General features: G+C 73.3%; 21 protein-coding genes and 1 tRNA gene. 15 read left to right on the top strand and 7 right to left on the bottom strand.

The features are described from left to right. Positions 1-216 precede the first annotated feature (216 nt). The 6 genes from AC07GB_RS29380 to AC07GB_RS29355 all read left to right on the top strand — a co-directional run bounded on the left by AC07GB_RS29380 (position 217) and on the right by AC07GB_RS29355 (position 7,378). Positions 217-888 carry a CGNR zinc finger domain-containing protein gene (locus tag AC07GB_RS29380; RefSeq protein WP_478850645.1) on the top strand — a complete coding sequence of 224 codons (672 nt, stop codon included), beginning with the start codon at positions 217-219 and terminating at the stop codon, positions 886-888. A gap of 110 nt (positions 889-998) precedes the next feature. Then, the gene (locus AC07GB_RS29375) at positions 999-1,568 is read left to right on the top strand and encodes a sigma-70 family RNA polymerase sigma factor (RefSeq protein WP_138959997.1); all 570 of its coding nucleotides are present in this window, start codon (positions 999-1,001) and stop codon (positions 1,566-1,568) included. Then, entirely contained in the window at positions 1,565-2,416 is an 852-nt protein-coding gene (locus tag AC07GB_RS29370) for an anti-sigma factor family protein (RefSeq protein ID WP_478850643.1), read from the top strand. The genes AC07GB_RS29375 and AC07GB_RS29370 overlap by 4 nt, the downstream gene beginning before the upstream one ends. A gap of 153 nt (positions 2,417-2,569) precedes the next feature. Next, positions 2,570-4,900: a HelD family protein gene (locus AC07GB_RS29365; protein ID WP_478850641.1), complete on the top strand. Its 2,331-nt coding sequence runs from the start codon at positions 2,570-2,572 to the stop codon at positions 4,898-4,900. A gap of 386 nt (positions 4,901-5,286) precedes the next feature. Next, complete coding sequence (locus AC07GB_RS29360) at positions 5,287-6,702, top strand: NAD-dependent malic enzyme (protein ID WP_478850639.1); 1,416 nt, start codon at positions 5,287-5,289, stop codon at positions 6,700-6,702. A 394-nt stretch (positions 6,703-7,096) separates the two neighbouring features. Next, positions 7,097-7,378 (top strand): HU family DNA-binding protein, encoded by a 282-nt coding sequence (locus AC07GB_RS29355; RefSeq protein ID WP_016645140.1) that lies wholly within the window; start codon positions 7,097-7,099, stop codon positions 7,376-7,378. A 150-nt stretch (positions 7,379-7,528) separates the two neighbouring features. On the opposite strand, the gene murA is transcribed toward AC07GB_RS29355, so the two are convergent. Next, positions 7,529-8,866, bottom strand: coding sequence for a UDP-N-acetylglucosamine 1-carboxyvinyltransferase (murA, locus tag AC07GB_RS29350; RefSeq protein WP_478850637.1), 1,338 nt, complete (start codon positions 8,864-8,866; stop codon positions 7,529-7,531). Between the two features lie 243 nt (positions 8,867-9,109). Here murA and AC07GB_RS29345 point away from each other — a divergent pair, with 243 nt between their 5' ends. Continuing rightward, a complete protein-coding gene (locus tag AC07GB_RS29345; RefSeq protein WP_478850635.1) occupies positions 9,110-9,718 on the top strand; it encodes a YqgE/AlgH family protein in 609 nt (202 codons plus the stop codon). A gap of 7 nt (positions 9,719-9,725) precedes the next feature. Here AC07GB_RS29345 and AC07GB_RS29340 read toward each other — a convergent pair whose 3' ends face one another. Beyond that, the gene (locus tag AC07GB_RS29340) at positions 9,726-10,583 is read right to left on the bottom strand and encodes a LysR family transcriptional regulator (RefSeq protein WP_478850634.1); all 858 of its coding nucleotides are present in this window, start codon (positions 10,581-10,583) and stop codon (positions 9,726-9,728) included. 104 nt (positions 10,584-10,687) lie between these two features. On the opposite strand from AC07GB_RS29340, the gene AC07GB_RS29335 reads away from it, so the two are divergent. From AC07GB_RS29335 to AC07GB_RS29305, 7 genes are all read left to right on the top strand, one after another. After that, on the top strand, positions 10,688-11,884 hold the full coding sequence (locus AC07GB_RS29335) for an MFS transporter (RefSeq protein WP_478850632.1): 1,197 nt from the start codon (positions 10,688-10,690) through the stop codon (positions 11,882-11,884). Then, the gene (locus tag AC07GB_RS29330) at positions 11,871-12,170 is read left to right on the top strand and encodes a DUF3039 domain-containing protein (RefSeq protein ID WP_037825937.1); all 300 of its coding nucleotides are present in this window, start codon (positions 11,871-11,873) and stop codon (positions 12,168-12,170) included. The genes AC07GB_RS29335 and AC07GB_RS29330 overlap by 14 nt, the downstream gene beginning before the upstream one ends. A gap of 223 nt (positions 12,171-12,393) precedes the next feature. Further along, positions 12,394-14,031, top strand: coding sequence for a beta-N-acetylhexosaminidase (locus AC07GB_RS29325; RefSeq protein ID WP_478850630.1), 1,638 nt, complete (start codon positions 12,394-12,396; stop codon positions 14,029-14,031). A 297-nt stretch (positions 14,032-14,328) separates the two neighbouring features. Next, positions 14,329-15,231, top strand: a complete 903-nt coding sequence (locus tag AC07GB_RS29320) for an FAD binding domain-containing protein (RefSeq protein ID WP_478850628.1) — start codon at positions 14,329-14,331, stop codon at positions 15,229-15,231. Next, positions 15,228-17,261 (top strand): (2Fe-2S)-binding protein, encoded by a 2,034-nt coding sequence (locus tag AC07GB_RS29315; protein ID WP_478850626.1) that lies wholly within the window; start codon positions 15,228-15,230, stop codon positions 17,259-17,261. The genes AC07GB_RS29320 and AC07GB_RS29315 overlap by 4 nt, the downstream gene beginning before the upstream one ends. A gap of 5 nt (positions 17,262-17,266) precedes the next feature. Continuing rightward, positions 17,267-19,561, top strand: coding sequence for a xanthine dehydrogenase family protein molybdopterin-binding subunit (locus AC07GB_RS29310; protein WP_478850716.1), 2,295 nt, complete (start codon positions 17,267-17,269; stop codon positions 19,559-19,561). A gap of 64 nt (positions 19,562-19,625) precedes the next feature. Further along, the gene (locus AC07GB_RS29305; protein WP_478850624.1) at positions 19,626-20,186 is read left to right on the top strand and encodes an AAA family ATPase; all 561 of its coding nucleotides are present in this window, start codon (positions 19,626-19,628) and stop codon (positions 20,184-20,186) included. Between the two features lie 243 nt (positions 20,187-20,429). On the opposite strand, the gene AC07GB_RS29300 is transcribed toward AC07GB_RS29305, so the two are convergent. Next, complete coding sequence (locus AC07GB_RS29300) at positions 20,430-21,146, bottom strand: L,D-transpeptidase (RefSeq protein WP_478850622.1); 717 nt, start codon at positions 21,144-21,146, stop codon at positions 20,430-20,432. Next, the gene (locus tag AC07GB_RS29295; RefSeq protein WP_478850620.1) at positions 21,136-21,660 is read right to left on the bottom strand and encodes a SigE family RNA polymerase sigma factor; all 525 of its coding nucleotides are present in this window, start codon (positions 21,658-21,660) and stop codon (positions 21,136-21,138) included. Before AC07GB_RS29295 ends, AC07GB_RS29300 begins: the two co-directional genes overlap by 11 nt. Before the next feature lie 107 nt (positions 21,661-21,767). On the opposite strand from AC07GB_RS29295, the gene AC07GB_RS29290 reads away from it, so the two are divergent. Continuing rightward, entirely contained in the window at positions 21,768-22,772 is a 1,005-nt protein-coding gene (locus AC07GB_RS29290) for a L,D-transpeptidase (RefSeq protein WP_478850618.1), read from the top strand. Positions 22,773-22,790: 18 nt separating this feature from the next. Here AC07GB_RS29290 and AC07GB_RS29285 read toward each other — a convergent pair. The 3 genes from AC07GB_RS29285 to melC1 form a co-directional block, all read right to left on the bottom strand. Further along, positions 22,791-22,865: transfer RNA gene (locus AC07GB_RS29285), tRNA-Cys, on the bottom strand. Positions 22,866-23,200: 335 nt separating this feature from the next. Further along, positions 23,201-24,031: a tyrosinase MelC2 gene (melC2, locus tag AC07GB_RS29280; RefSeq protein ID WP_478850616.1), complete on the bottom strand. Its 831-nt coding sequence runs from the start codon at positions 24,029-24,031 to the stop codon at positions 23,201-23,203. A gap of 17 nt (positions 24,032-24,048) precedes the next feature. After that, the gene (gene melC1 / locus AC07GB_RS29275; protein ID WP_478850614.1) at positions 24,049-24,426 is read right to left on the bottom strand and encodes an apotyrosinase chaperone MelC1; all 378 of its coding nucleotides are present in this window, start codon (positions 24,424-24,426) and stop codon (positions 24,049-24,051) included. Between the last annotated feature and the right edge of the window lie 318 nt (positions 24,427-24,744).

Below are 24,744 nucleotides of genomic sequence, written 5' to 3'. Positions count from 1 at the left end.
CCATGGCCGGCGAGCGCACCGGCATAAGCGCGCGTCTCCGCCCGCGGTACGCCCGTCTTGCCACGAGGGCGTCCGCGCGCGGTGGCAGGGGTTCCGGACCCGCGCCGGGAAGGGCACTGTAGGAGTACGGACGGGCGTACGGACGGCACGCACCCGCGCGTCGCCACGACCGGAACGGCCCCGACTCACCGGCGACACCGAGGCGGTGACACGCGCATGGCGTTGAGTGCGGCCCCCCAGGAGGCCCCGCACAAGCCCCCGCACAAGGCGACGTACAAGGACCCGTACGAACCCGCGCACAAGCCCGCTCCCAAGCTCGCGTACGCCGAGCTGCGCTTCGACTCGGGGCGGACCTGCCTCGACCTCCTCGCGACGACCCACCCGGTGGAGCGGCTCGACGACGTGGGCCGGCTGTGCGCCTGGCTGGCCGGCGCGGGCCTGGTCCCGCCGGGCACCCCGCTGCCGGAGGCCGAGCCGACCTGGCTCGCCGCCTTCCGCGAACTGCGCGGCCACATCGACCGGTTGGTCGGCGGCGAGCTGGCGGGACGGCCCGCCGACGCGGCGCTCGCCCGCGTGAACGCGCTGGCCGCGGCGGCCCCGCCCGCCCCGCGCGCGGTCCGGCACGCCGACGGCAGCCTCACCCGCGCGCTGCACGGCACGCCGGGGCGCGCCGCCCTGCTCGCGGCCGTCGCCCGCGACGCGGTCGAGCTGCTCACCGACCCGGTGGCCCGCTCGCTGCTGCGCCGGTGCGAGGGCGACAGCTGCCCGATCGTCTACCTCGACACGTCACGGGGGCACCGCCGCCGCTGGTGCTCCAGCGAGGTGTGCGGCAACCGGGAGCGGGTGGCCCGGCACCGGCGGCGGGCGGCGGGACTCACGCGCGCGTGAGCGACGAAAACCTCGCCGCTGCCTGAACACACCCCCCGCTCTGTCCGTATGTCCCTGATGACCAGCCAGCGCGGGCCAGCCGGGCCGAAGCGCGGACAGCGGAGGCAGACGTGCGCAAGGATTCCGCCGTGGCCGATGAACGCCCGCACCGGCATCGTGCGGCGCCCGCGCCGGAGCCGGACGAGGAACTGATGCGCGCGCTCTACCGCGAGCACGCGGGACCACTTCTCGCCTATGTGCTGCGCCTGGTGGCGGGAGACCGGCAGCGCGCCGAAGATGTCGTGCAGGAAACGCTCATCCGTGCCTGGAAGAACGCCGGTCAGCTCAACCGTGCGACCGGTTCGGTACGCCCCTGGCTGGTGACGGTCGCGCGCCGCATCGTCATCGACGGCCACCGCAGCCGGCAGGCCCGGCCGCAGGAGGTCGACCCGTCGCCGCTGGAGGTCATCCCCGCGGAGGACGAGATCGATAAGGCGCTGTGGCTGATGACGCTTTCGGACGCGCTGGAGGACCTGACTCCCGCGCACCGGGAGGTACTTGTCGAGACCTACTTCAAAGGGCGTACGGTCAATGAGGCGGCCGAGACGCTGGGCATACCCAGTGGGACGGTGCGCTCGCGGGTCTTCTACGCGCTGCGCTCGATGAAGCTGGCTCTGGAGGAGCGGGGGGTGACGGCATGAGTACGCCGTACGACGCACACGGCCATGACCCGCGGGGTCCCGGCGCGGTGCACGAGACCGTCGGCGCCTACGCCCTCGGCATCCTGGACGACGCGGAGGCCACCGAGTTCGAGGCGCACCTGGCGGGCTGCGAGATCTGTGCCCGGCAGCTGGAGGAGTTCTCCGGCATGGAGCCGATGCTCGCCGCCCTCGCGGACCTCCCGGGGGCGAGCGGCCAGCCGGACGGGCGGGACGCCTCGGCGGTGCCCCGGCCGCGCGGCCTGCCCGGCATCGGTGAGCAGCTCGCCGCACGGCCGGGCCCGCGCCTCGCCGAACGCCTCGTGGACGAGGTCGCGGACCGGCGCGCGCGGCGGCGCAGGCGCGGCCTGTACCTGGTCGCGGCGGCGGCCGCGCTGATCATCGGCGGGCCCCTCGCGGTGGTCGCGGCCGACGGCGGTGACGACGGCTCGAAGCGGCAGGTGGCGGTCGACCCGCACCCGACATCGCCCGCCGAGGACGCCTTCTTCCACCACATGAAGGAGATGAACTCCGCCACCGACCCGAAGACGAAGGTCACCGCCACGGTCGGCACCGAGAAGAAGGCCTGGGGCACCCACGCCGTCCTGGAGTTGAAGAACGTCAAGGGCCCGCTCAAGTGCTCCCTCGTCGCGGTCGGCAAGGACGGCAAGCGCGAAACCGTGTCGTCCTGGTCGGTGCCCAAGTGGGGCTACGGCATCAAGGACAGCCCGAACAAATGGGCCCGCAACCCGCTGTACGTGCACGGCGGAGCCGCCTTCGACCGCGCCGACATCGACCGCTTCGAGGTCACCACGTTCGACGGCGAACGCCTCGTGTCGGTGGACGTCTGAGGCCCGCACGGCCCCGGCCACCGCTCTGACCAGCAAAGCCCCGGGTCACGGCCTGGCGACGGACGGCGTACGAGACTGCACAAGCGGGCCCCCTTTCGCGTACGGTGGACGGCTGCTCAATACGAGCAGCAGCACGTCAGGAAAGGGGCCCCGGTGGCCGACGTACGCGACCGCGAGATCAGCGTCGAACAGGAACACCTCGACCAGGTCTACCGCCGCCTGGAGGAGAAGATCCACGAGGCCGAGTTCCTGATGAACGACGCCGCCCAGCGTTCCCAGGTCGGTACGCCGGGCGCGCTCGCCGAGCGCGACGCGCAGGTCTTCCGCGCGGGCATCCACCTCAACCGTCTCAACAACGAGTTCGAGGACTTCCTCTTCGGCCGCATCGACCTCCTGCTCGGCAAGGACGGCAAGAAGGGCCCCGACGGCGCCTACACGGCGGTCGAACCCGCCGAGGGCGCGGTCCGTGAGAACGGGTCGGGGCAGCAGGCCGACATCGCCGAGACCCTGCACATCGGCCGCATCGGCGTCCTGGACGCGGACTACTCGCCGCTGGTCATCGACTGGCGCGCGCCCGCCGCCGCCCCCTTCTACCGCTCCACCCCGGTGGACCCCGGCCGGGTCGTGCGCCGCCGCGTCATCCGCTCCAAGGGCCGCAAGGTCCTCGGCGTCGAGGACGACCTGATGCGCCCCGAGCTGACGGCGTACCTGGACGGCGAGGCGCTGGCCGTCGTCGGCGACGGCGCGCTCATGGCCGCGCTCGGGCAGGCCCGCAGCCACACCATGCGCGACATCGTGGCGTCCATCCAGGCCGAGCAGGACCAGGTGATCCGCGCGCCCGCCGCGTCCGTGACGTACGTGGAGGGCGGGCCCGGCACGGGCAAGACGGCGGTCGCGCTGCACCGCGCCGCGTACCTCCTCTACCAGGACCGCCGCCGCTACGCGGGCGGCATCCTCATCGTCTCCCCGACGCCTCTCCTCGTCGCCTACACGGAGGGCGTGCTTCCGTCCCTCGGCGAGGAGGGCCAGGTCGCCATCCGCGCGGTCGGCTCCCTCGTCGACGGCGTGGACGCCACGGTCTACGACACCCCGGCGGTGGCCCGCGTCAAGGGCTCCTCGCGCATGCTGAAGATCCTCCGCAAGGCCGCGCGCGGGGCCCTGGAGACCCCTGCCGCGCCGGCCCCCGCGGAGGAGGGCACCCTCTTCCCGGACCCGGAGCGGCCGACGGCGCCCGGCACCCCCACCCGCCTGCGCGTGGTGGCCTTCGGCCGCCGCCTGGAGCTGGAGGCGGAGGACCTGGCCCGCATCAGACGCAACGCGCTCGGCGGCACCGCGCCGGTGAACCTCCTGCGCCCCCGCGCCCGCAAGCTCCTCCTGGACGCCCTCTGGGACAGGTCCGGCGCGGCCACCCGGCACAGCGACCCGGAACTCGCCGCCGAACTCCGCTCGTCGTTCGACGAGGACATCACCACCGAGGACGCGTTCATCGCGTTCCTGGACGCGTGGTGGCCCGTCCTCACCCCCCGCGGCGTCCTGCGCGCGATGGCCGACGAGAGGCGCCTCGGCCGCTGGGCCCGCCGGGTCCTCTCCCCGGGTGAGGTCCGCAAGCTGGCCCGCTCCCTGCGCCGCGAGGCGTACTCCGTGCACGACATCGCGCTCCTCGACGAGCTACAGGCCATCCTCGGCACCCCCGCGCGGCCGCGGAAGAAGCGCGACCTCGACCCGCTGGACCAGCTCACGGGCCTGGACGAGCTGATGCCGGTGCGCGAGGAGTCCCAGCGCGAGCGGGCCGAGCGGCTCGCCGCCGAGCGCACCGAGTACGCGCACGTCATCGTCGACGAGGCCCAGGACCTCACGCCCATGCAGTGGCGCATGGTGGGCCGCAGGGGCCGCCACGCCACCTGGACGGTCGTGGGCGACCCGGCGCAGTCCTCCTGGTCCGACCCGGACGAGGCCGCCGCGGCCCGCGACGAGGCGCTCGGCACCCGCCCGCGCCGCCGCTTCACGCTGACCGTGAACTACCGCAACCCCGCCGAGATCGCCGACCTCGCCGCCAAGGTCCTGGCCCTTGCCATGCCCGGCTCCGAGTCGCCCTCCGCCGTCCGCTCCACGGGTGTCGAGCCGCGCTTCGCCGTCGTACGGGGCAAGGACCTCGGCGGGTCCGTGCGCGAGGAGGCGGCCCGGTTGCTCGACGAGGTCGAGGGGACCGTCGGCGTCGTCGTCGCCATGCACCGCCGCGACCAGGCGGCCCGCTGGCTCGCCGGGCTCGGCGAGCGCGTCGTGGCGCTCGGCAGCCTGGAGGCCAAGGGCCTGGAGTACGACGCGACGGTCGTCGTGTCGCCCGCCGAGATCGCCGACGAGTCCCCGGCGGGCCTGCGCGTCCTGTACGTGGCGCTGACCCGTGCCACCCAGCAGCTCACGGTCCTGTCGGGCGAGCGCGACGAGCCGGACGCGGACGGCGTGCCGGACCTGCTCAGGGAATGACCCCCTGCTACGGGAATTGCCTTACGGGATTCGTTTGTTACCGTTGATGTGGCACCGGCTCGATCCAAGCCCCCGGGCCCAACCTTCGTCGCTACGAGCGACCACTTGCCGCGAGGCGAGCATGGCGGGTCGGTGTCACTCAACGTGAGAAGAGGTCCGCGTCATCCGTGACGCGGACCTTTTTCTTTGCCCGCTCCCGACTTTCTTTGCCCGCTCTCGACGCGAGCGCCCCTTCCCCGGACCCGGCACTTCTCGTATGGTGGAAGTAGTTTTCCGAAACTACGGTGAACAAAACGTTCTCAATCCGGGGCGGCTACCACGTACTCAGGGGTAGGTGCGACCATCGGACGGCAACAGCTACAAGGTGAAAGCAGAGGAAGTCCGCCATGGCAACGGCGCCCAGCGTCTCCTACTCGATGACGGTCAGGCTGGAGGTGCCCGCGAGCGGAACCGCGGTCTCCCAGCTGACCACGGCCGTGGAGTCCTCCGGCGGCTCCGTCACCGGCCTCGACGTCACGGCGTCCGGCCACGAGAAGCTGCGCATCGACGTCACGATCGCCGCCTCGTCCACCGCGCACGCCGACGAGATCGTCGAGGAGCTGCGCGGCATCGAGGGCGTCACCCTCGGCAAGGTCTCCGACCGTACGTTCCTGATGCACCTCGGCGGCAAGATCGAGATGGCGTCCAAGCACCCCATCCGCAACCGCGACGACCTGTCCATGGTCTACACCCCGGGCGTCGCCCGCGTGTGCATGGCGATCGCCGAGAACCCCGAGGACGCCCGCCGCCTCACCATCAAGCGCAACTCCGTCGCGGTCGTGACGGACGGCTCGGCCGTCCTCGGCCTCGGCAACATCGGCCCCAAGGCCGCGCTGCCCGTCATGGAGGGCAAGGCCGCCCTCTTCAAGCGCTTCGCGGGCATCGACGCCTGGCCGCTCTGCCTGGACACCCAGGACACCGACGCCATCGTCGAGATCGTCAAGGCCATCGCGCCGGGCTTCGCGGGCATCAACCTGGAGGACATCTCGGCGCCCCGCTGCTTCGAGATCGAGGCCCGCCTCCGCGAGGCCCTCGACATCCCCGTCTTCCACGACGACCAGCACGGCACCGCGATCGTCGTGCTCGCCGCGCTGACCAACGCGCTGCGCGTGGTGGGCAAGAGCATCGGTGACGTACGGGTCGTCATGTCCGGCGCGGGCGCGGCCGGCACGGCCATCCTGAAGCTGCTGCTCGCCGCGGGCGTCAAGCACGCCGTCGTCGCCGACATCCACGGCGTCGTGCACGCCGACCGCGCGGACCTGGTGGACGCCGCGGCCGATTCGCCGCTGCGCTGGATCGCCGACAACACCAACCCCGAGGGCATCACCGGCACCCTCAAGGAAGCCGTGCGCGGCGCCGATGTGTTCATCGGCGTCTCGGCGCCGAACGTGCTCGGCGGCGAGGACGTCGCGGCCATGGCCGACGACGCCATCGTGTTCGCGCTCGCGAACCCCGACCCGGAGGTCGACCCGGCCATCGCCCGCCAGACGGCGGCGGTCGTGGCCACCGGCCGCTCGGACTTCCCGAACCAGATCAACAACGTCCTGGTCTTCCCCGGCGTCTTCCGCGGCCTGCTCGACGCCCAGTCGCGCACGGTCAACACCGAGATGATGCTGGCCGCCGCGACCGCCCTCGCGGACGTGGTGACCGAGGACGAACTCAACCCGAACTACATCATCCCGAGCGTCTTCAACGACAAGGTCGCGGGAGCTGTCGCCGGGGCGGTGCGCACCGCGGCCAAGGCCGCGGGCGTGGCGGGCTGAGCCCCCGTCTGTGACGGGTGCCACGGCGCGTCGGCACGGCGCGTCGTGGAACACCGCCCTCAGCGGGCCTCTAGGGTGGCCTGGGCACGGGCCTGCCGGCCCGCGCCGCCCTGACCAGGCCCGCACGCCTGCGGCACCGCTCCGGGAGCGGACGGAGCGTCACCATTTCGAGGCACCTTAACGAAATGGGCGCTTTTCGTGTGACTCCCAGGGGTGCCGGATTGGCTTTCCCGCCGCAGGTGGGGGCAGGATGCGTCTCTGGGCGCGAGGGTCTGACCAAGACCCGGGTCCTGGGCCTGACCGAGACCCTGGCAGCATCGGCTTCGCTGTTGCCTAACATGCGGCTCCGCCGCGTGGCACGCCTCAACGGCAAGAAGAACACGGGAGTACAAACATGAACCGCAGTGAGCTGGTGGCCGCGCTGGCCGACCGCGCCGAGGTGACCCGCAAGGACGCCGACGCCGTGCTGGCCGCGTTCGCCGAGACCGTCGGCGAGATCGTTGCCAAGGGCGACGAGAAGGTCACCATCCCCGGCTTCCTGACCTTCGAGCGCACCCACCGTGCCGCTCGCACCGCCCGCAACCCGCAGACCGGCGAGCCGATCAACATCCCGGCCGGTTACAGCGTCAAGGTTTCGGCGGGCAGCAAGCTCAAGGAAGCCGCGAAGGGCAAGTAGCCTTCAGCAGCGAGGGGCGGCCACCCGGTTCGGGTGGCCGCCCCTTTGGCGTTGTGCTGTGGTTCTTCGTCCGCGGCGGCGTCGTGGCTGGGCGCGCCCGCGCGGCGGAGCCGCAAATCGACAGAGCCCCGCGCCCCTTCGTGCGCTTGGCTAGCTGCCCGGCAGCTCGACCTTCGCGCCCAGCTCCACGAGCTTGTCCATGAAGTTCTCGTAGCCCCGGTTGATCAGGTCGATGCCGTGGACCCGGGACGTGCCCTGCGCGGCGAGGGCGGCGATCAGGTACGAGAAGCCGCCGCGCAGGTCGGGGATGACCAGGTCGGCGCCCTGGAGCTTCGTGGGGCCGCTGACGACCGCGGAGTGCAGGAAGTTGCGCTGGCCGAAGCGGCAGTCCGAGCCGCCGAGGCACTCGCGGTAGAGCTGGATGTGGGCGCCCATCTGGTTCAGCGCCGAGGTGAAGCCGAGGCGGGACTCGTAGACCGTCTCGTGGACGATGGACAGGCCCGTCGCCTGCGTCAGGGCGACGACCAGCGGCTGCTGCCAGTCGGTCTGGAAGCCGGGGTGGACGTCCGTCTCCAGGGCGATGGACTTCAGCCGACCGCCGGGGTGCCAGAAGCGGATGCCCTCGTCGTCGATCTCGAAGGCGCCGCCGACCTTCCGGTACGTGTTCAGGAAGGTCATCATCGAGCGCTGCTGGGCGCCGCGCACGTAGATGTTGCCCTCGGTCGCCAGGGCCGCGGAAGCCCAGGAGGCGGCCTCAAGGCGGTCCGAGAGGGCGTGGTGGTTGTAGCCGCCGAGGCTGTCGACACCGGTGATCCGTATGGTCCGGTCCGTGTCCATGGCGATGATCGCGCCCATTTTCTGCAGGACGCAGATCAGGTCCTCGATCTCCGGCTCGACCGCGGCGTTCGAGAGCTCCGTCACACCCTCGGCGAGCACGGCGGTGAGCAGGACCTGCTCGGTGGCGCCCACGGAGGGGTAGGGCAGGCGGATCTTGGTGCCGCGCAGGCGCTGCGGGGCCTCCAGGTACTGGCCGCCCTCGCGCTTCTCGATGGTCGCGCCGAACTGGCGGAGCACCTCGAAGTGGAAGTCGATCGGCCGGCCACCGATGTCACAGCCGCCGAGACCCGGGATGAAGGCGTGGCCGAGGCGGTGCAGGAGCGGGCCGCAGAACAGGATCGGGATCCGCGAGGAGCCCGCGTGCGCGTCGATGTCGGCGACGTTCGCACTTTCCACATGCGAGGGGTCGAGCACCAGCTCGCCCGGCTCCTCACCCGGGCGGACCGTCACGCCGTGCAGTTGCAGCAGACCGCGTACGACACGGACGTCGCGGATGTCGGGAACGTTGCGCAGACGGCTCGGAGCGCTGCCGAGCAGCGCGGCGACCATGGCCTTGGGCACGAGGTTCTTCGCGCCGCGGACACGGATCTCGCCCTCCAGCGGGGTTCCGCCGTGGACAAGCAGTACGTCTTGGGTGCCGTTGACGGTCATCAATCTCGCGTTCCGATGAGGTGGACGGGGGGATCAAAGGGAAAGCGTAATGGCCGCCCGACCCCCGTCCGTAGGTCCAAGGGGGCACAAGCACGTCATGAGTCCGCTACAACACGAACCGTGCGGAACCGGACGCTCAGGGTCACCTTCCCCGTGCGCCGCCAGGGCCGCCCGCGTACGCCCTGAACTGCGCGCACTTCCGTGGGGCCATTGCCTCCCCGCGCGAGCCCAAGATGCGGGATCATGTCTGGCATGACCGAGGTGTCCTCGCTCACAGGGCGGTTGCTCGTGGCCACGCCGGCCCTGTCGGACCCCAATTTCGACCGTGCGGTGGTGCTGCTCCTCGACCACGACGAGGAGGGCTCCCTGGGCGTGGTCCTCAACCGCCCGACCCCGGTCGGCGTCGGCGACATCCTGGAGGGCTGGGGTGAGCTTGCGGGCGCGCCGGGCGTGGTCTTCCAGGGCGGCCCGGTCTCCCTCGACTCGGCGCTCGGCGTCGCGGTGATCCCCGGTGACGAGGGGGCCGCGGCGGGCGCCCGGCGCAGGCCCGGCCGGGACGACCCCGTCGGCTTCCGGCGGGTGCACGGCGCGATCGGCCTGGTCGACCTGGAGGCACCGCCGGAGCTGCTCGCCGCCGCGCTCGGCTCCCTGCGGATCTTCGCGGGGTACGCGGGCTGGGGCCCGGGCCAGCTGGAGGACGAACTGGTCGACGGCGCGTGGTACGTGGTCGAGTCCGAGCCCGGTGACGTCTCGTCGCCCGATCCGGAGCGGCTGTGGCGGTCGGTGCTGCGGCGCCAGCGCAGCGACCTTGCGATGGTGGCGACGTATCCGGACGACCCGTCGCTGAACTGACGTCCGGTCAGCCGGTCTCCGTCCGCAGATACCGGTCCGCCAGCGGGTGCGGATCCTGCGTCGGGACGGCCAGGTGGACGGTGACCGGGGGCGCGTTCTTCAGGCGTACGTAGCGCAGTCCGGAGTGCGCGTACCGGCGGGCGACCGGCTCCGGCGCGACGCCGACGCCGTGGTCCGCGGCGACGGCCTCCAGCCACTCGTCGAAGTTGTCGGCGGTGCAGGCGAGGTCGGGGCGGCGGCCCGCGGGCCACAGCTCGGGGCGGGTCGTGCCGGTGACGGTGTTCACCACCAGCGGGTACGCGGCCAGCTCCGCCCAGTCGACGACGCGGCGCCCCGCGAGCGCCCCGGAGCCGCGGGCGAGCACGGCGACGCGCGGCTCGTCGAGCAGCTTCCGGCCCCGTACCCCTTCCGGCAGATCACCGCGTACGACCGCCACGTCGCAGGCGCCCGACGTGAGCCCCGCCAGCGGCTCGTCGCGGCGCACCAGGCGCACGAGCGCCCCGGTCGCCTCCTTGAACGCGGTGGTGAGCGGCCCGCAGACCTCCGGGAGCATGGAGGTGAAGCCGAGCCGCAGCTCCGGCCGCCCGGCGCCCGGTGCGCGCAGCGCGGCGTCGAGGCGCGTGAGCAGCGGCGCGAGGTCGTCGCGCAGGCGGCGCCCGGCGTCGGTGAGGCCCACGTGGCGCGTGGTGCGGTCGACGAGGCGGGTGCCGACGGCCTCCTCAAGGGCCCGCACGGTCCGCGTGAGCGCGGGCTGCCCGATGCCGAGCGCGGCCGCCGCGTGCGTGAAGCTCAGCTCGTCGGCGACGGCGAGGAAGCCGCGCAGATGCCGCAGCTCCACGGCGCTGACAGTGCTCGAAGGATCCATGCCTGCCGAGCATAAGCGCACTCCACGGGCATTTCCCTGCCGATCCGGAGACTGCCTACGTTTCCGCACCGGACTACCCGCTGCCTGAAGGGAGCTGATCGTCGGTGCGGAAGATCTGGCTGTTGATGCTGGGGGCCTTCACGTTGGGGCTCGACGCGTACGTGATGGCGGGGCTGCTGCCCGTGGTCGCGGGCGATCTGGGCACGACCGTGTCCCTCGCCGGGCAGATGGTGACCGTGTTCACGCTCGCGTACGCGGTGAGCGCGCCGCTCGTGGCGGGCCTGTTCGCGGGGGTGCGCCCGCGCGTGCTGATCATCGCGGCCCTCGCCGTGTTCACGGTGGGCAACGCCCTGACCGCGCTCGCGCCCGGCCTCGCGGTGCTGCTCGTCTCCCGTGCGGTGGCGGGCGTGGGGGCCGGGGTGTACTCGGCGCTCTCCACGGCGGCCGCCGCCGCGCTCGCCGGACCCGAGAGGCGCGGCCGGGCGCTCGCCCTGGTGATGGGCGGCATGAGTTCGGGCACGGTGCTCGGCGTGCCGCTGGGGGTGCTGCTCGCCGACCACACCTCGTGGCGCTCGACCATGTGGCTGGTGACGGGCCTCGGCGCGGTCGCCCTCGCGGGGCTCGCGGTGGGTCTGCCCGAGATCCCCGCGGCGCCCGCCGTGCCGGTGCGGGCGCGGCTCGGGGCGCTCACGGACCGCGCCGTGCTGCCCGTCGTGGGCGTGTCCTTCCTGGGGGCGGTGTCGAGCCTCGGCCTGTACACGTACCTGGCGCCGGTCCTGGACGCGGTGGGCGGCGTCGGCGAGGGCGACGTGGCGCCGTACCTGTGGGCGTGGGGGATCGGCGGGGTGCTCGGCAGCGTCCTTGCGGGGCCGCTGGTGGACCGTACGGGCCGGGTGCTCGCCCTGGTGACCGGGGTGACGGCGCTCCTGGTCGTATCGGAAGCCTCTCTTCCGCTCCTTGGTGCCGCGGCCTTCCCCGCGCTCGTGGTCTGGGGCGCGGCGGGCTGGGCCTTCCAGGTGCCGCAGCAGCACCGCCTGTTGGCCCTCAGCGCCGAGCGCGGCACGGTGGCCCTCGCCCTCAACAACTCCGCCCTCTACCTGGGCAGCGCGGTCGGGTCCGGCGTCGCGGGACTCGCCCTTTCGGCGGGCCTCGGCGCGGGCGCGCTGCCGTGGGCGGCCGCCGGGGTCGCGGCCCTGGGCCTCGCCGTGCACCTGGTGGCGGGGCGCGGTGCGCGCGGAGCCGACAGCCGCTGCCAGGACGCGCCGGGCGTGAGTACCCTTGGCACCTATGAGCACTCTTGAGCCCGAGCCCGAGCGCGGGGCAGGTACGGGGACCCTCGTAGAGCCGACGCCACAGGTGTCGCACGGTGACGGCGACCACGAGCGCTATGCGCACTACGTCCAGAAGGACAAGATCATGGCGAGCGCGCTCGACGGGACTCCCGTCGTGGCGCTCTGCGGCAAGGTGTGGGTCCCCGGCCGCGACCCGAAGAAGTACCCCGTCTGTCCCATGTGCAAGGAGATCTACGAGTCCATGGGCGCCGGCGGCGACAAGGACAAGGGCGGTAAGGACGGCGGCAAGAAGTAGCCGTTCCCCTGCCCGGCCGATCTGTGTGAGCCCCCGCCGCGCCTGCCCGCGCGCCGGGGGCTCACCCGTGTCTTGACCTGGGCGTGCGCGCTCCGGGTCAGGTCCGGCGCCCGAGGGCGAGGGGCGTGGCGCCGAGGGCCGTCCACGGCCCCGGGACCGGCCCCCGTTGCATATGCCGCAAAGGCCCTTTTGCCCTGTGCAAGGCCGTGGCAGCCTCCTCCCCATGACCTTTGAGCAACTGATCCCGGCGCCCGCACGCGCCGAGGGCACACCGGGCGGCACCGGCTTCACCGTCGACAGGTCGACCACGCTCTGGGCGGGCCCGGGCACCGAGTCCACCGAGCGCTGGCTGCGCGCGACGCTGGGCGGCACCTTCCATCTGCCGCTCGCGCCGGGCGCGGAGACCGCCCCGGGCACCGTCGTCCTGCGCGTCGACGACGAGGGCGGGGCCCTCGCGGCCGAGGCGTACCGGCTCACCGTCACCGCCGACCGCGTCGAGATCCGCGGCGGCGGCCCGGCCGGCGTCTTCTGGGGCGCCCAGACGCTGCGTCAACTCCTCGGCCCTGACGCCTTCCGCCGGGCCCCGCTCGCCACGGAGGGCACGCTCACCGTCCCCGAGGGCGTCGTCGAGGACGCCCCCCGGTTCGGCTGGCGCGGCATGATGCTCGACGTGTCGCGGCACTTCATGTCCAAGGACGGGGTCCTGCGCTATCTGGACCTGCTCGCCGCGCACAAGCTCAACGTCTTCCACTTCCACCTCACCGACGACCAGGGCTGGCGCCTGGAGATCAAGCGCTACCCCCGGCTCACCGAGGTGGGCGCGTGGCGGTCGCGCACCAAGTGGGGCCACCGCCAGTCGGACCTGTGGAACGAGAACCCGCACGGCGGCTTCTACACCCAGGACGACATCCGCGAGATCGTCGCCTACGCGGCGGCGCGGCACATCACCGTCGTACCGGAGATCGAGATTCCGGGGCACTCGCAGGCCGCCATCGCCGCCTATCCGGAACTCGGCAACGCCGACGTCATCGACACGAACGCCCTGTCCGTCTGGGACAACTGGGGCGTCACGCCGAACGTGCTCGCGCCCACCGAGGGCACCCTCCGCTTCTACGAAGGGGTCTTCGAGGAGGTCCTGGAGCTGTTCCCGTCGACGTTCATCCACGTCGGCGGCGACGAGTGCCCCAAGGAGCAGTGGAAGGACTCCCAGGTCGCGCAGGACCGCATCGAGCAGCTCGGGGTCAGCAACGAGGACGAGTTGCAGAGCTGGTTCATCCGGCACTTCGACAAGTGGCTGGCCGCGCGCGGGCGTCGGCTCATCGGCTGGGACGAGATCCTGGAGGGCGGGCTCGCGGAGGGCGCGGCCGTGTCCTCCTGGCGCGGCTACAGCGGCGGCATCGCGGCGGCCAAGGCGGGCCACGACGTCGTCATGTGCCCCGAGCAGCACGTGTATCTGGACCACCGTCAGCACGGCGGCCCCGACGAGCCGGTGCCCATCGGCTGGGTGCGCACGCTGGAGGACGTCTACCGCTTCGAGCCGGTGCCGGACAAGCTCACCGAGGACGAGGCCCGGCACGTGCTCGGCACCCAGGCCAACGTGTGGACCGAGGTGATGGAGAACGAGGACCGCGTCGACTACCAGGTCTTCCCCAGGCTCGCGGCGCTCTCGGAGGTCGCCTGGAGCGAGCTTCCCGCCCCCGCCGAGCGCGACTTCGCGGCCTTCGAGGAGCGAATGACGGCCCACTACGCGCGACTTGACGCCTTCGGTGTCTCCTACCGCAGGCCGGAAGGACCGCTGCCCTGGCAGCAGCGACCGGGCGTGTTCGGACGCCCGATCGAGGGGGCGCCCCCAAACGTGTGAGGTCCGCCCCGCGCACGTGCTCCCGGCGGCCCGCCCTGCGACCGTGGGCCGCCAGGAGAAAGCCGTACAAGGCTCACCGAAGAGTGGCAATTCCCGCTGACCGGCGAGGGAGTGCGAAAACGGCATATCCCCCAGGTCTGCGGACGAACGTCTCCTAGCGGACCCCCGCGCCGGGGCCCGGTGAAGATGTGCCAGAGTTGCCACGTCCGGGTTGTGAGCACGTACCGTACGGCGGAACAGGCGTAACGGTGAGCGCGGCACGCAAGTGGCCGGGCCATCGGGAAGGGGCAGCCGGTTTTGACCACGCACGCACCGCGGGCGGCGCAGGGGGCGCAGTCTGTGTCGCTGCCCGCCACGCTCGACGAGGCCGTCGCGGCGCTCACCGCCGTGCCCGCAGCCGTGCCCGTCGCGGGCGGCACGGACCTGATGTCGTCGGTCAACGCCGGCCTGCTGCGCCCCGCCGCGCTCGTCGGCCTCGGCCGCATCAGCGAGATCCGCGGCTGGCAGTACCAGGACGGGCACGCCCTGCTCGGCGCCGGGCTCACGCACGCGCGCATGGGACGCCCGGACTTCGCGGCGCTCATCCCGGCGCTCGCCGCGGCCGCGCGCGCCGCGGGACCGCCCCAGATCCGCAACGCGGGCACCCTCGGCGGCAACATCGCCTCCGCCGCGCCGACCGGTGACGCGCTGCCCGTACTCGCCGCGCTCGAAGCCGTGTTGATCATCGTGGGCCCCGGCGGCTCCCGCCGCGAGGTCCCGGTCTCGCACCTGCTCACGGGCATGGAGATGCTGCGCCCTGGCGAACTCATCGGATTTGTCCGCGTACCGCTCCTGCACGCCCCCCAGGTCTTCCTGAAGGCCACGGGGCGTACGGGTCCGGGCCGCGCCATCGCGTCCGTCGCGCTGGTCCTCGACCCCGCGCGCCGGGGCGTGCGATGCGCGGTGGGGGCGATCGCGCCCATGCCCCTGCGCCCCCTGGAGGCGGAGCAGTGGGTGGCCGGGCTCATCGACTGGGACGGCGAGCGCGGGCTCGTACCGGAGGCCCTGGCGGCGTTCGGTGACTACGTGGCGGCGGCGTGCATCCCGGACCAGCCGCCCGCCGAGGACGGCGGCGAGCGGCCGCATCCGCCCGCCGTACTGCATCTGCGGCGCACCGTCGCCGCGCTGGCCCGACGAGCACTGGGGAGGGCGCTGTCGTGACCGACGCTCAGAGGAACGGGACGGGTGGGGGCTGGCAGCCGCACCCGCAGGGCGAGTACGACGCCGACGCCACGGCGTTCGTGCAGCTCCCGGAGGGCGCTGTCGACGCGGTGAGCACGCCGCTCGCCGCCCCCGGGCACGGCTATGTGCCGCCGCAGATAACGGTCGCGCCGACGGCCGCCGACGCCACCGACCCCGCCGCCACGGGCGTGTGGGTGCTGCCCCCGGAGATCACCGGCATCGCGCCCGCGACCGGCGAGGCCCCGGCCGCGAGCTGGCCGGACCCCGCCGCGCGGCCCGGACCCGGGGGCCACGAGGCGTACGACGAGCCGCACGGGCCGTACGACGGGCCGCACGAGCCGCACGAGCCGCACGGACCGTACGAGCAGCACGTCCAGCACGCTCAGCACGTCCAGGACGCCTACGACCCGCGGGCCACCGGTCAGTGGACCTTCCCGGACGCGGTGCCGCCGGAGCAGCCCGCGCCGGGGCACGCGCACGCGCACGCGCCCGCTGCCCACGATGTGACCGGGCAGTGGTCCATCCCCGTCGCGGATGGGGACCTCCCGGACGAATCGGGCGAGTTCACCACGTCGTCGCTCGCGCAGCAGTGGGGCGGTACGCCACCCGCGACGCTGCCCGGGGGGGCTCCGGCACCCTGGGCCTCGGCGCTCGCGGCGATGCCGGAACCGATGGCTCCGCAGGCGCCGGACGCCTTCGCCGAGCAGCCCTTTGCGGAGCAGCCCTACGGTGAGCAGCCTTTCGCCGAGCAGCCCTTCGCCGAGCAGCCGCCGGTGGAGCAGCCCTCCCCTGAGCAGCAGCCCCCCGGGGAGCCGCCCGCCGTCGAGGAGACCCCCTTCGAGCGGACGGCCAAGCTGTTCGTCGTCGAGCGGCGTCCGGACGGTTCGCTCGGGCCGAGGGGAGGGGTGCCGGAGGAGGAGGCGGAGCCGCAGCCGCTGGTCGCCCCGGAGCCGGTGGCCGCCGGGCCGGAGGCCGAGCCGGAGCCTGGCCCCGAGCTTGAGCCCGAGCCCGGGCCGCCGGCCGCCCCTGAGCCGCTCGCCCTGCCGGAGCCCGAGCCGGAGCCCGCCCCCGTGGCGGCCGAGGCCCCTGCCCCGGTCGAACTCCCGGAGGCCCCGGCCCCGGTGGAGCCCGCCGTCGAGGAGGGGCCGGTCGTCGCCCCGGAGGAGCCGGTCGAAGCGCCGGAGGCCGGACCGGAGCCGGAGCCGGAGCCCGAGGCCGGGGAGGTCGCGGCGGAGCCCCCCGCCCCTGAACTGGAATTGACCCCTCCGGTCGAGGCCGAGGCGGCCGTCGACGCCCAGGAGACGGCGACCGGGACAGCCGTAGCGGCGGTGGAGGCCGTGGCGGCCACCGAGGTCGCTGAGGCCGCTGAGGCCGCCGAGACCGGAGAGGCCGCCGAGGCGGAGCCCGCGCCCGAGCCCCAGCCCGTCCACGACGAACACCCCCTCGTCTCCTACGTCCTGCGCGTCAACGGCGCCGACCGGCCCGTCACCGACGCCTGGATCGGCGAGTCGCTCCTGTACGTGCTGCGCGAGCGACTCGGCCTCGCGGGCGCCAAGGACGGCTGCTCGCAGGGCGAGTGCGGCGCCTGCAACGTCCAGGTGGACGGCCGGCTCGTGGCCTCCTGCCTGGTGCCCGCCGCCACCACGGCGGGCAGCGAGGTGCGCACCGTCGAGGGCCTCGCCGCCGACGGACAGCCCTCCGACGTCCAGCGGGCCCTCGCCAACTGCGGCGCCGTGCAGTGCGGCTTCTGCGTCCCGGGCATGGCCATGACGTTGCACGACCTCCTGGAGGGCAACCCCGCGCCCAGCGACCTGGAGACCCGCCGCGCCCTGTGCGGCAACCTGTGCCGCTGCTCGGGCTACCGCGGCGTGCTCGACGCGGTGCGCGACGTCGTCGCCGAGCGCGCGGCCAAGGGCGCCGCCGAGCAGGAGCAGGACGAGCAGGCCCCCGGGCAGACGCGCATCCCGCACCAGGCGGGACCGTACGGGCAGGACGGAGACCAGGCGTGACCGGCGTGACCAACGAGGCCGTCACCTCCCCCGGGGGGGCCGAGCAACTGCCGCACGGCATCGGCTCCTCGCTGCCGTCGGCGGACATCAGGGCCAAGACCGAGGGCACCTTCCCCTACGCCTCCGACCTGTGGGCGGAGGGCCTGCTGTGGGCGGCCGTCCTGCGCTCCCCGCACGCGCACGCGCGCGTGGTGTCCATCGACACCACCCACGCGCGCGAGCTGCCGGGCGTCCGCGCGGTCGTCACGCACGAGGACGTGCCGGGCGCGGCCCTGCACGGCCGCGGTACCGCCGACCGGCCGGTCTTCGCCTCCGACGTCGTGCGCCACCACGGCGAGCCCATCGCCGCCGTCGCCGCCGACCACCCGGACACCGCCCGGATGGCCGCCGCCGCGATCATCGTCGAGTACGAGGTGCTCGACCCGGTCACCGACCCGGAGAAGGCCTTCGAGGCGCCGCCGCTGCACCCGGACGGCAATCTGATCCGGCACATCCCGCTGCGCCACGGCGACCCGGAGGCGACCGGCGAGGTCGTCGTCGAGGGCCTGTACCGCATCGGCCGCCAGGACCCGGCGCCGATCGGCGCGGAGGCGGGCCTCGCGGTGCCGCGCCCGGACGGCGGCGTCGAGCTGTACGTCGCCTCGACCGACCCGCACGGCGACCGGGACCGGGCCGCCGCCGTGTACGGCCTCACGCCGGACCTGGTGAAGGTCGTCGTCACGGGCGTGCCGGGGGCCACCGCCGACCGCGAGGACCCGGGCTTCCAGCTGCCGCTCGGCCTGCTCGCGCTGCGGACGGGCTGCCCGGTCAAGATCACCGCGACGCGCGAGGAGTCCTTCCTCGGCCACGCCCACCGCCACCCCACGCTCCTGCGCTACCGCCACCACGCGGACGCGGAGGGCAAGCTGGTGAAGGTGGAGGCGCAGATCCTGCTCGACGGGGGCGCGTACGCGGACACCTCGCCGCAGGTGCTCGCCGCCGCGGTGTCCTTCGCCTGCGGCCCGTACGTCGTGCCGAACGCCTTCATCGAGGGCTGGGTGGTGCGCACGAACAACCCGCCCTCCGGCCACGTGCGCGGCGAGGGCGCCTTCCAGGTCTGCGCGGCGTACGAGGCGCAGATGGACAAGCTCGCCAAGAAGCTGGGCGTCGACCCGGCCGAGGTGCGCCTGCGCAACGCGATGGCGACCGGTGACGTCCTGCCCACGGGACAGACCGTGACGTGCCCGGCCCCCACGGCCGAACTCCTGACCGCCGTACGCGACTTCCCGCTGCCCGAGCTGCCGAAGGACACCCCGCAGGACGAGTGGCTGCTGCCCGGGGGCCCCGAGGGCGCGGGCGAACCGTCCGCCGTGCGGCGCGGCGTCGGCTACGGCCTCGGCATGGTCCAGCTCCTCGGCGCGGAGGGCACCGACGAGGTCTCCACCGCCACCGTGAAGGTCCACGACGGCGTGGCGACGGTCATCTGCGCGGCCGTCGAGACCGGCCAGGGCTTCGCGACGCTCGCCCGCCAGATCGTCCAGGAGACGCTCGGCGTCGACGACGTGCGCGTGGCCCCCGTGGACACCGACCAGCCCCCCGCGGGCCCGAGCTGCCACGGCCGCCACACCTGGGTGTCGGGCGGCGCGGTGGAGCGGGCCGCGAAGATGGTCCGCACCCAGCTCCTCCAGCCCCTGGCCCACAAGTTCGGCATGTCCACCGAGCTGCTCCAGATCGCCGACGGCAAGATCACCTCGTACGACGGCGTCCTCTCCACGACCGTGGAGGAGGCGATGGACGGCAAGGAGCTGTGGGCCACGGCCCAGTGCCGCCCGCACCCGACCGAGCCGCTCGACGCCGACGGGCAGGGCGACGCCTTCGTGGGCATGGTCTTCTGCGCGATCCGCGCGGTCGTGGACGTGGACATCGAACTCGGCTCGGTCCGGGTCGTGGAGCTGGCGGTCGCCCAGGACGTCGGCCGCGTCCTCAACCCCGCGCAGCTGCGGGTCCGCATCGAGGCGGGCGTCACCCAGGGCCTCGGCGCGGCGCTGACGGAGAACCTCCGCACCCCGCGCGGCATCGTCCGCCACCCCGACCTGACGGGCTACGCCCTGCCGACGGCCCTGGACGCGCCGGACATCCGCATCGTCAAGCTCGTCGAGGAGCGCGACGTCGTCGCCCCGTTCGGCGCGAAGGCGGCCAGCGCGGTGCCGGTCGTCACGACCCCCGCGGCGATCGCGTCCGCGGTGCGGGCGGCGACGGGCCGCCCCGTGAACCGGCTGCCGATCCGGCCGCAGGCCGCCGTGGGGGCGGAGCTGGCCTGAGCCGCGTTCCACCCACCGAAAAAGGAGGGGAACCCGGGCCCGTCCGTGCGATACGTTCGCGCGCGTGAACGCACACACGGGTACCGCGGGTGACGGCGTCGAGGGCGTCATCCTCATCACCGGCATCATGGCGGCGGGCAAGTCCACGGTCGCGCAGGCCCTCGCGGAGCGGCTGCCGCGCGCGGCGCACGTCCGGGGCGATGTGTTCCGCCGCATGATCGTCTCGGGGCGCGAGGAGTACGAGCCCGGGGCCGGCGGCGAGGCCGAGGCTCAACTCCGGCTCCGCTACGGCCTGTCGGCGTCGACGGCCGACGCGTACGCCGCCGCGGGCTTCACCGCGATCGTCCAGGACGTCGTCCTCGGCCCCGAGCTGAAGCGCTACGTCGACCTGGTGCGGACCCGCCCCCTGTACGTCGTCGTCCTCGCCCCGCGCCCCGGAGCGGTCGCCGCCCGCGAGGCCGCCCGCGCCAAGACCGGCTACGGCGAGTGGACCGTCGAGGCCCTCGACGCCGGTCTGCGCGCCGAGACCCCGCGCATCGGACTGTGGCTGGACAGCTCCGAGTTGACGGTGGACCAGACGGTGGCGGAGATCCTCGCGCGCCTGGACGACGCGGCGGTGACCTGAGCGCGGAATGTCTCGTACCGGCGCCCGTACGGTCGCGAGGTCGTCCCAGGCTCCTCATGACCCCATAAATCCCTTTTAAATCGGGCGAGTCACGAGGCACCATCGTAGGAGTCCCGAACCACTCACCGCACGATCCGACTCACTACGGGGGAGAGACGTCATGGGGGATGACAACGACACCGGCTGGGGCTGACGGCCTCACGCTCTGAGACGCACAAGGGGCGGCTCCGGTTGGAGCCGCCCTCACTCGTGTGCGTCCCCCTGCTCCGGTCCGTTCCCCTGCTCCGGTCCGTCCCCGGCCCGCGGGGCCTGGCCTCGCACCGTCACCACCGCGCCCGGTGACAGCCGTCCGTACACCCACTTCGCGTCGGCGGAGCGGAGCCCGATCCATCCCCGTGTGGTGGCCCGCTTGCCCGGCGCGTCCTCCGCGTACGTCATCGCGACGATGAAGTTGCTGCGCCCGTCGGGCCCCCGCAGTTCGACGACCCACGGCAGCGACACGTCGTACGCGCTCCCGAGCCCCACCGTCTCACTGGCGAGCCGCTTGGTGCGGTACTTGGCGACGACCGTCATGCGGCCGGTCCGCGTCGGGTGGGAGGCGCTCCCGGAGGAGACGGGCACGCGCCGCCCGTCCAGGGCCAGCGTGCGCGAGCCGAGGTCGACGGTCGCGGCGGGCGGCGCTGCGGAGCGCGTGCCGGGGGCCGCGGGCGGCGCGGGCCGGGCGTCGGAGCCGCCGCCGAGGGCACTGGTGACGCCGAACGCGAGGGCGGCCACGGCGACGGCGGCGCCCCCCGCGAGCGCGGCGCGCCGGCGTCGGCGCCGGGCCACGGCGCGGCGCCTGACCTGGGCACCGGCCATGGGGGCTGGCACCGCGCCGCTCCCGGCGAGCGCGCGCAGGGAGGCGGACAGCTCCGGGGCCGGGGCGTCGGCGGACGGCTCGCGGTGCAGGTCATCGGACACGGCCGGTCTCCTTCTCGCCGGGCCCGCCGAGGGCCTCGTTCCCGCTCGCCGAGAGGAGCCGGGCGAGCGCCGCGCGGCCGCGTGCCAGGCGGGCCTTGACCGTCCCCGTGGGGGCTCCGGTCTCCGCGGCCACCTGCTCCACGCTGAGGTCGCACAGGTGGTGCAGCACGATCGCGAGGCGCTGCGCCTCGGGAAGCTGCCGCAGCGCCTGCACGAGGGCGAGGTGGTCGGGGCCGGGGCCCGGCGCGTGCTCGGCAGGCGGGGTGCGGCGCACGAGGTCGAGCCAGCGCCGGGCCCGCCGCCAGTGGCTGATGGCCAGGCGCATGGCGACCGTACGGATCCACGCCTCCGGTGCCTGGGTGGCGAGGAAGTCGCGCCGCCGGTCCCAGGCGCGGACGAACGCCTCCTGGACGACGTCCTGGGCCTGTCCGTGGTCCCCGGTGAAGGCGTACACCTGGCCGACGACGCGCGGGAACGCCGACGCGTAGAACGCGTCGAACTCGTCCTCCGTCATGCCGCCCCCGAGGGTCCCGAAAAGTTTCTCGCACGGCATGCAACCCGGTGACCCCTGGCATGCGTACAGGTCGCGTACATCGAAGCACACCACACAGGGGGGCTCTGTTGACCAGGGAAAACAAGGGAAGCAAGGGAAACAAGGGAAGCAAGGAGAGCAGGGGACAGCGCGGCATCAGAGGCAACGCCCGCATCTGGGGGAGCAGGTCGGCCGCCGCGGCGCTCGGCGCGCTGCTGCTCGCGGGCTGCGGGGCCGGCGGCGGCGAGGGCGAGGCGGGCGGCGCGAACGGCGGCGGGGGCGACAAGCCCGCCGCCGCGGCCCCGGCCGCCAAGCCGTCCCCGCGCGCGAAGCCGCTGCCGGAGGCGCTGCGGGAGGGCGCCAAGGTCAACCTCTTCGACGGGCAGACGGTCGGCGTCGGCATGCCCGTGTCGGTGACGTTCGCCCGCCCTGTCCCGGCGGCCGAGCGGGCCGCTGTGGAGAAGCGCCTGAAGGTGACCACCGACAACGGCACGACCGGCTCCTGGAGCTGGGTCAAGGACCGCAACCTGCACGAGGGGCAGCGGATCGACTACCGCCCCGAGACGTACTGGAAGCCCGGCACGAAAATCACCCTCCGGGCGGGCAGAACCATCGACAGGACGGTCACGGTGGGCCGCTCACTGGTGGCCACGGTCGACGTGCGCCGCCACACCATGACCGTCGTGAAGGCCGGTGCGACGCGCCGTGTCCCCATCACGGCGGGCGCCCCAGGGATGGACACCTGGAACGGCACCATGGTCGTCTCCGACAAGCAGCGCCGCGTCTTCATGGACTCCCGGACCGTCGGCTACGGAGACGCGTACAAGGGCTACTACGACTACGCGGTGCACCTGACGACGTCGGGGACGTATCTGCACCAGAACCCGAAGGCCAACACGTACGCGGGGAACACCAACGTGACCCACGGCTGCATAGGTCTGGCCACGGACGGCACGGCACGGCGCTTCTACGAAGAGGTGATCCCCGGGGACGTCATCCGCGTCACCGGCTCCACGGAGACGGTGGCCGCGGGGAACGGGTACGGCGACTGGAACGTGCCGTGGGACCAGTGGAAGGCGGGCAGCGCCCTGTAGGCGCCGCCCGCTCGGTCCTGGAGGCCGTGACCGGAATCGAACCGGTGTGCTTCGCTTTGCAGGCGAATCCCTAAACCACTCGGGCACACGGCCAGGCTGTGCTCTCTTGTCCTCGACCGTAGGCGGGGCCGCGGCCTCCCTCAAGGTCGCGGCCCGGGTCGCAACGGGACTGCCATACGGCGTTCATGAACCCGGGGAGGCCGTGGACGCCCGGGGCGAGCCCGGAGAAGGCGGGGCGGGAGGGTCTCCGGGTGAACTCCGGGTCGGGGTAGGGGACTTCCCCGATGTGGCGGGCGCGGTCGCGGCGTGACCATGAACGCATGACATCTCAGCGGATCTCACGGCGGGCCGCCGCCCGTGCCTCGGTGACCCGGTCGGGCAGCCCCTTGACCACACCAGCGGACTGCCCGCCCACCGGAGGCTGGACCTCAGGCCGCAGCCGTGTCATACGTGTAGTGCCGCGTGTGGTCCAGCATGTCCGCCGGGGTCACGTCGCCCCACGGGCGCATCGTGTCGTGGAGGTCGACGACGTTGCGGGTGCCCGCCGCGGGCAGGTAGGGCGAGTTGGGGTGGCGGGACTGCCACTGGGCCCACAGCTTGTCCACATAGGCGTGGTGGAGCCAGAAGACGGGGTCGTTGGGGGAGGCCCCGGTGGCCATGTGGCCGCCGACCCAGACGTGGACGCGGTTGTGGAGGTTCACCCCGCGCCAGCCCTCCAGGTGGTTGCGGAAGCCGTCGGACGCGCTGTTCCACGGCGGGGCGTCATAGGTGGACATCGCGAGGACGGAGTCGACCTCGGCCTTGGTGGGGAGTTGGATGCCGCCGGAGCCGAGGCTGCGGCGGAGGAAGTCGCGGCCGTCGACGCGGACGTTGATGCGCCAGCCGTTGCCGGCGGAGGCGAAGGCACCATCGGTGACCTGGCCGTCGCGGGGGCGCCCGGTGCCGCCGAGGAAGTCGGGCGCCCAGAGGGAGGCGGCGGGGGTGCGGTCGGTGGTCCAGTCCCAGTAGGGGAGGGCGACGGAGGGATCGACGGACTGGAGGGCCTGCTCGAACTGTATGAGGAAGCGGCGGTGCCAGGGCAGGAAGGAGGGGGAGCGGTGGCCGACGCGGTCGCTGTCGTCGCGGTCGCTCATGATGAAGTCGTTGTGGGTCGAGACGAAGGAGTCGTAGCGCCCGTCGCGCTTCAGCGCGAGCAGCGCGTTGACGAAGCGGCGCTTCTCGTCGGCGGTGAGCTGGGCCTGGTTCTTGCGTACGGTCATGGCTGCGGGACTCCGGATCAGCGGGTGGAGGAGGCGAGCGGGACGAGGGCGGCGCCCTGGAGGTCGACGACCGCGGCGCGGGCGAGGGCGAGCGGGGTGGCCTGCGGGTCGTAGTGGTTGATGACGCTGATCCAGGTGCCGTCGGCGTTGCGCATGATGTGGAGTTCGTCGCCGTCGATGCGGACGGAGTAGCCGCCGCCGTGGTGCCCGCCGTGGCCTCCGGCGGGGCCGCCCTGGATGCGGCGGCCGAGGTAGACCTCGTCGAAGGAGCCGGGTGCTGCGGCGGCGTGGCCTGCGGCGACGGCGGAGCCCTGGGCGGCGCCGGCACCGACGACGGCGGCTCCGGCGACGGCGCTCGCGGCCCCGATGGCCTGGCGGCGAGTGATTCCGGGCATGCGTGAACCCCCAAGTAGACGTGGCGGAACGCCAGTTCTGGTCCACGGGCGTTCCCAATGGAGCCATGAGTACCTGGGGGTGGGCGCGAGATCGTAATCGGCACGGAGAGGTGGGCACCGTTACGGACAACTGCGGATAAATAGTGCATTCTTGAACGGCGCCGATCCTGCGGTGCGTTCACCCGTATGGCGCGCGGGCCGCAGATCCTGCGGTAAAAGTGACGATACCGTGAAAGATCTTCACCGGCACGCCACGGCTCGTGTGCGGGGTCACAAGGGAAACCTGTCCGGAACCTGAGTACGCGTACTCAAGGCCGC

It is taken from the genome of Streptomyces sp. NPDC045778 (assembly GCF_056431945.1).
Note: the sequence above shows the minus strand (reverse complement) of the source record. Positions and strands in the feature narration are given on the sequence as shown.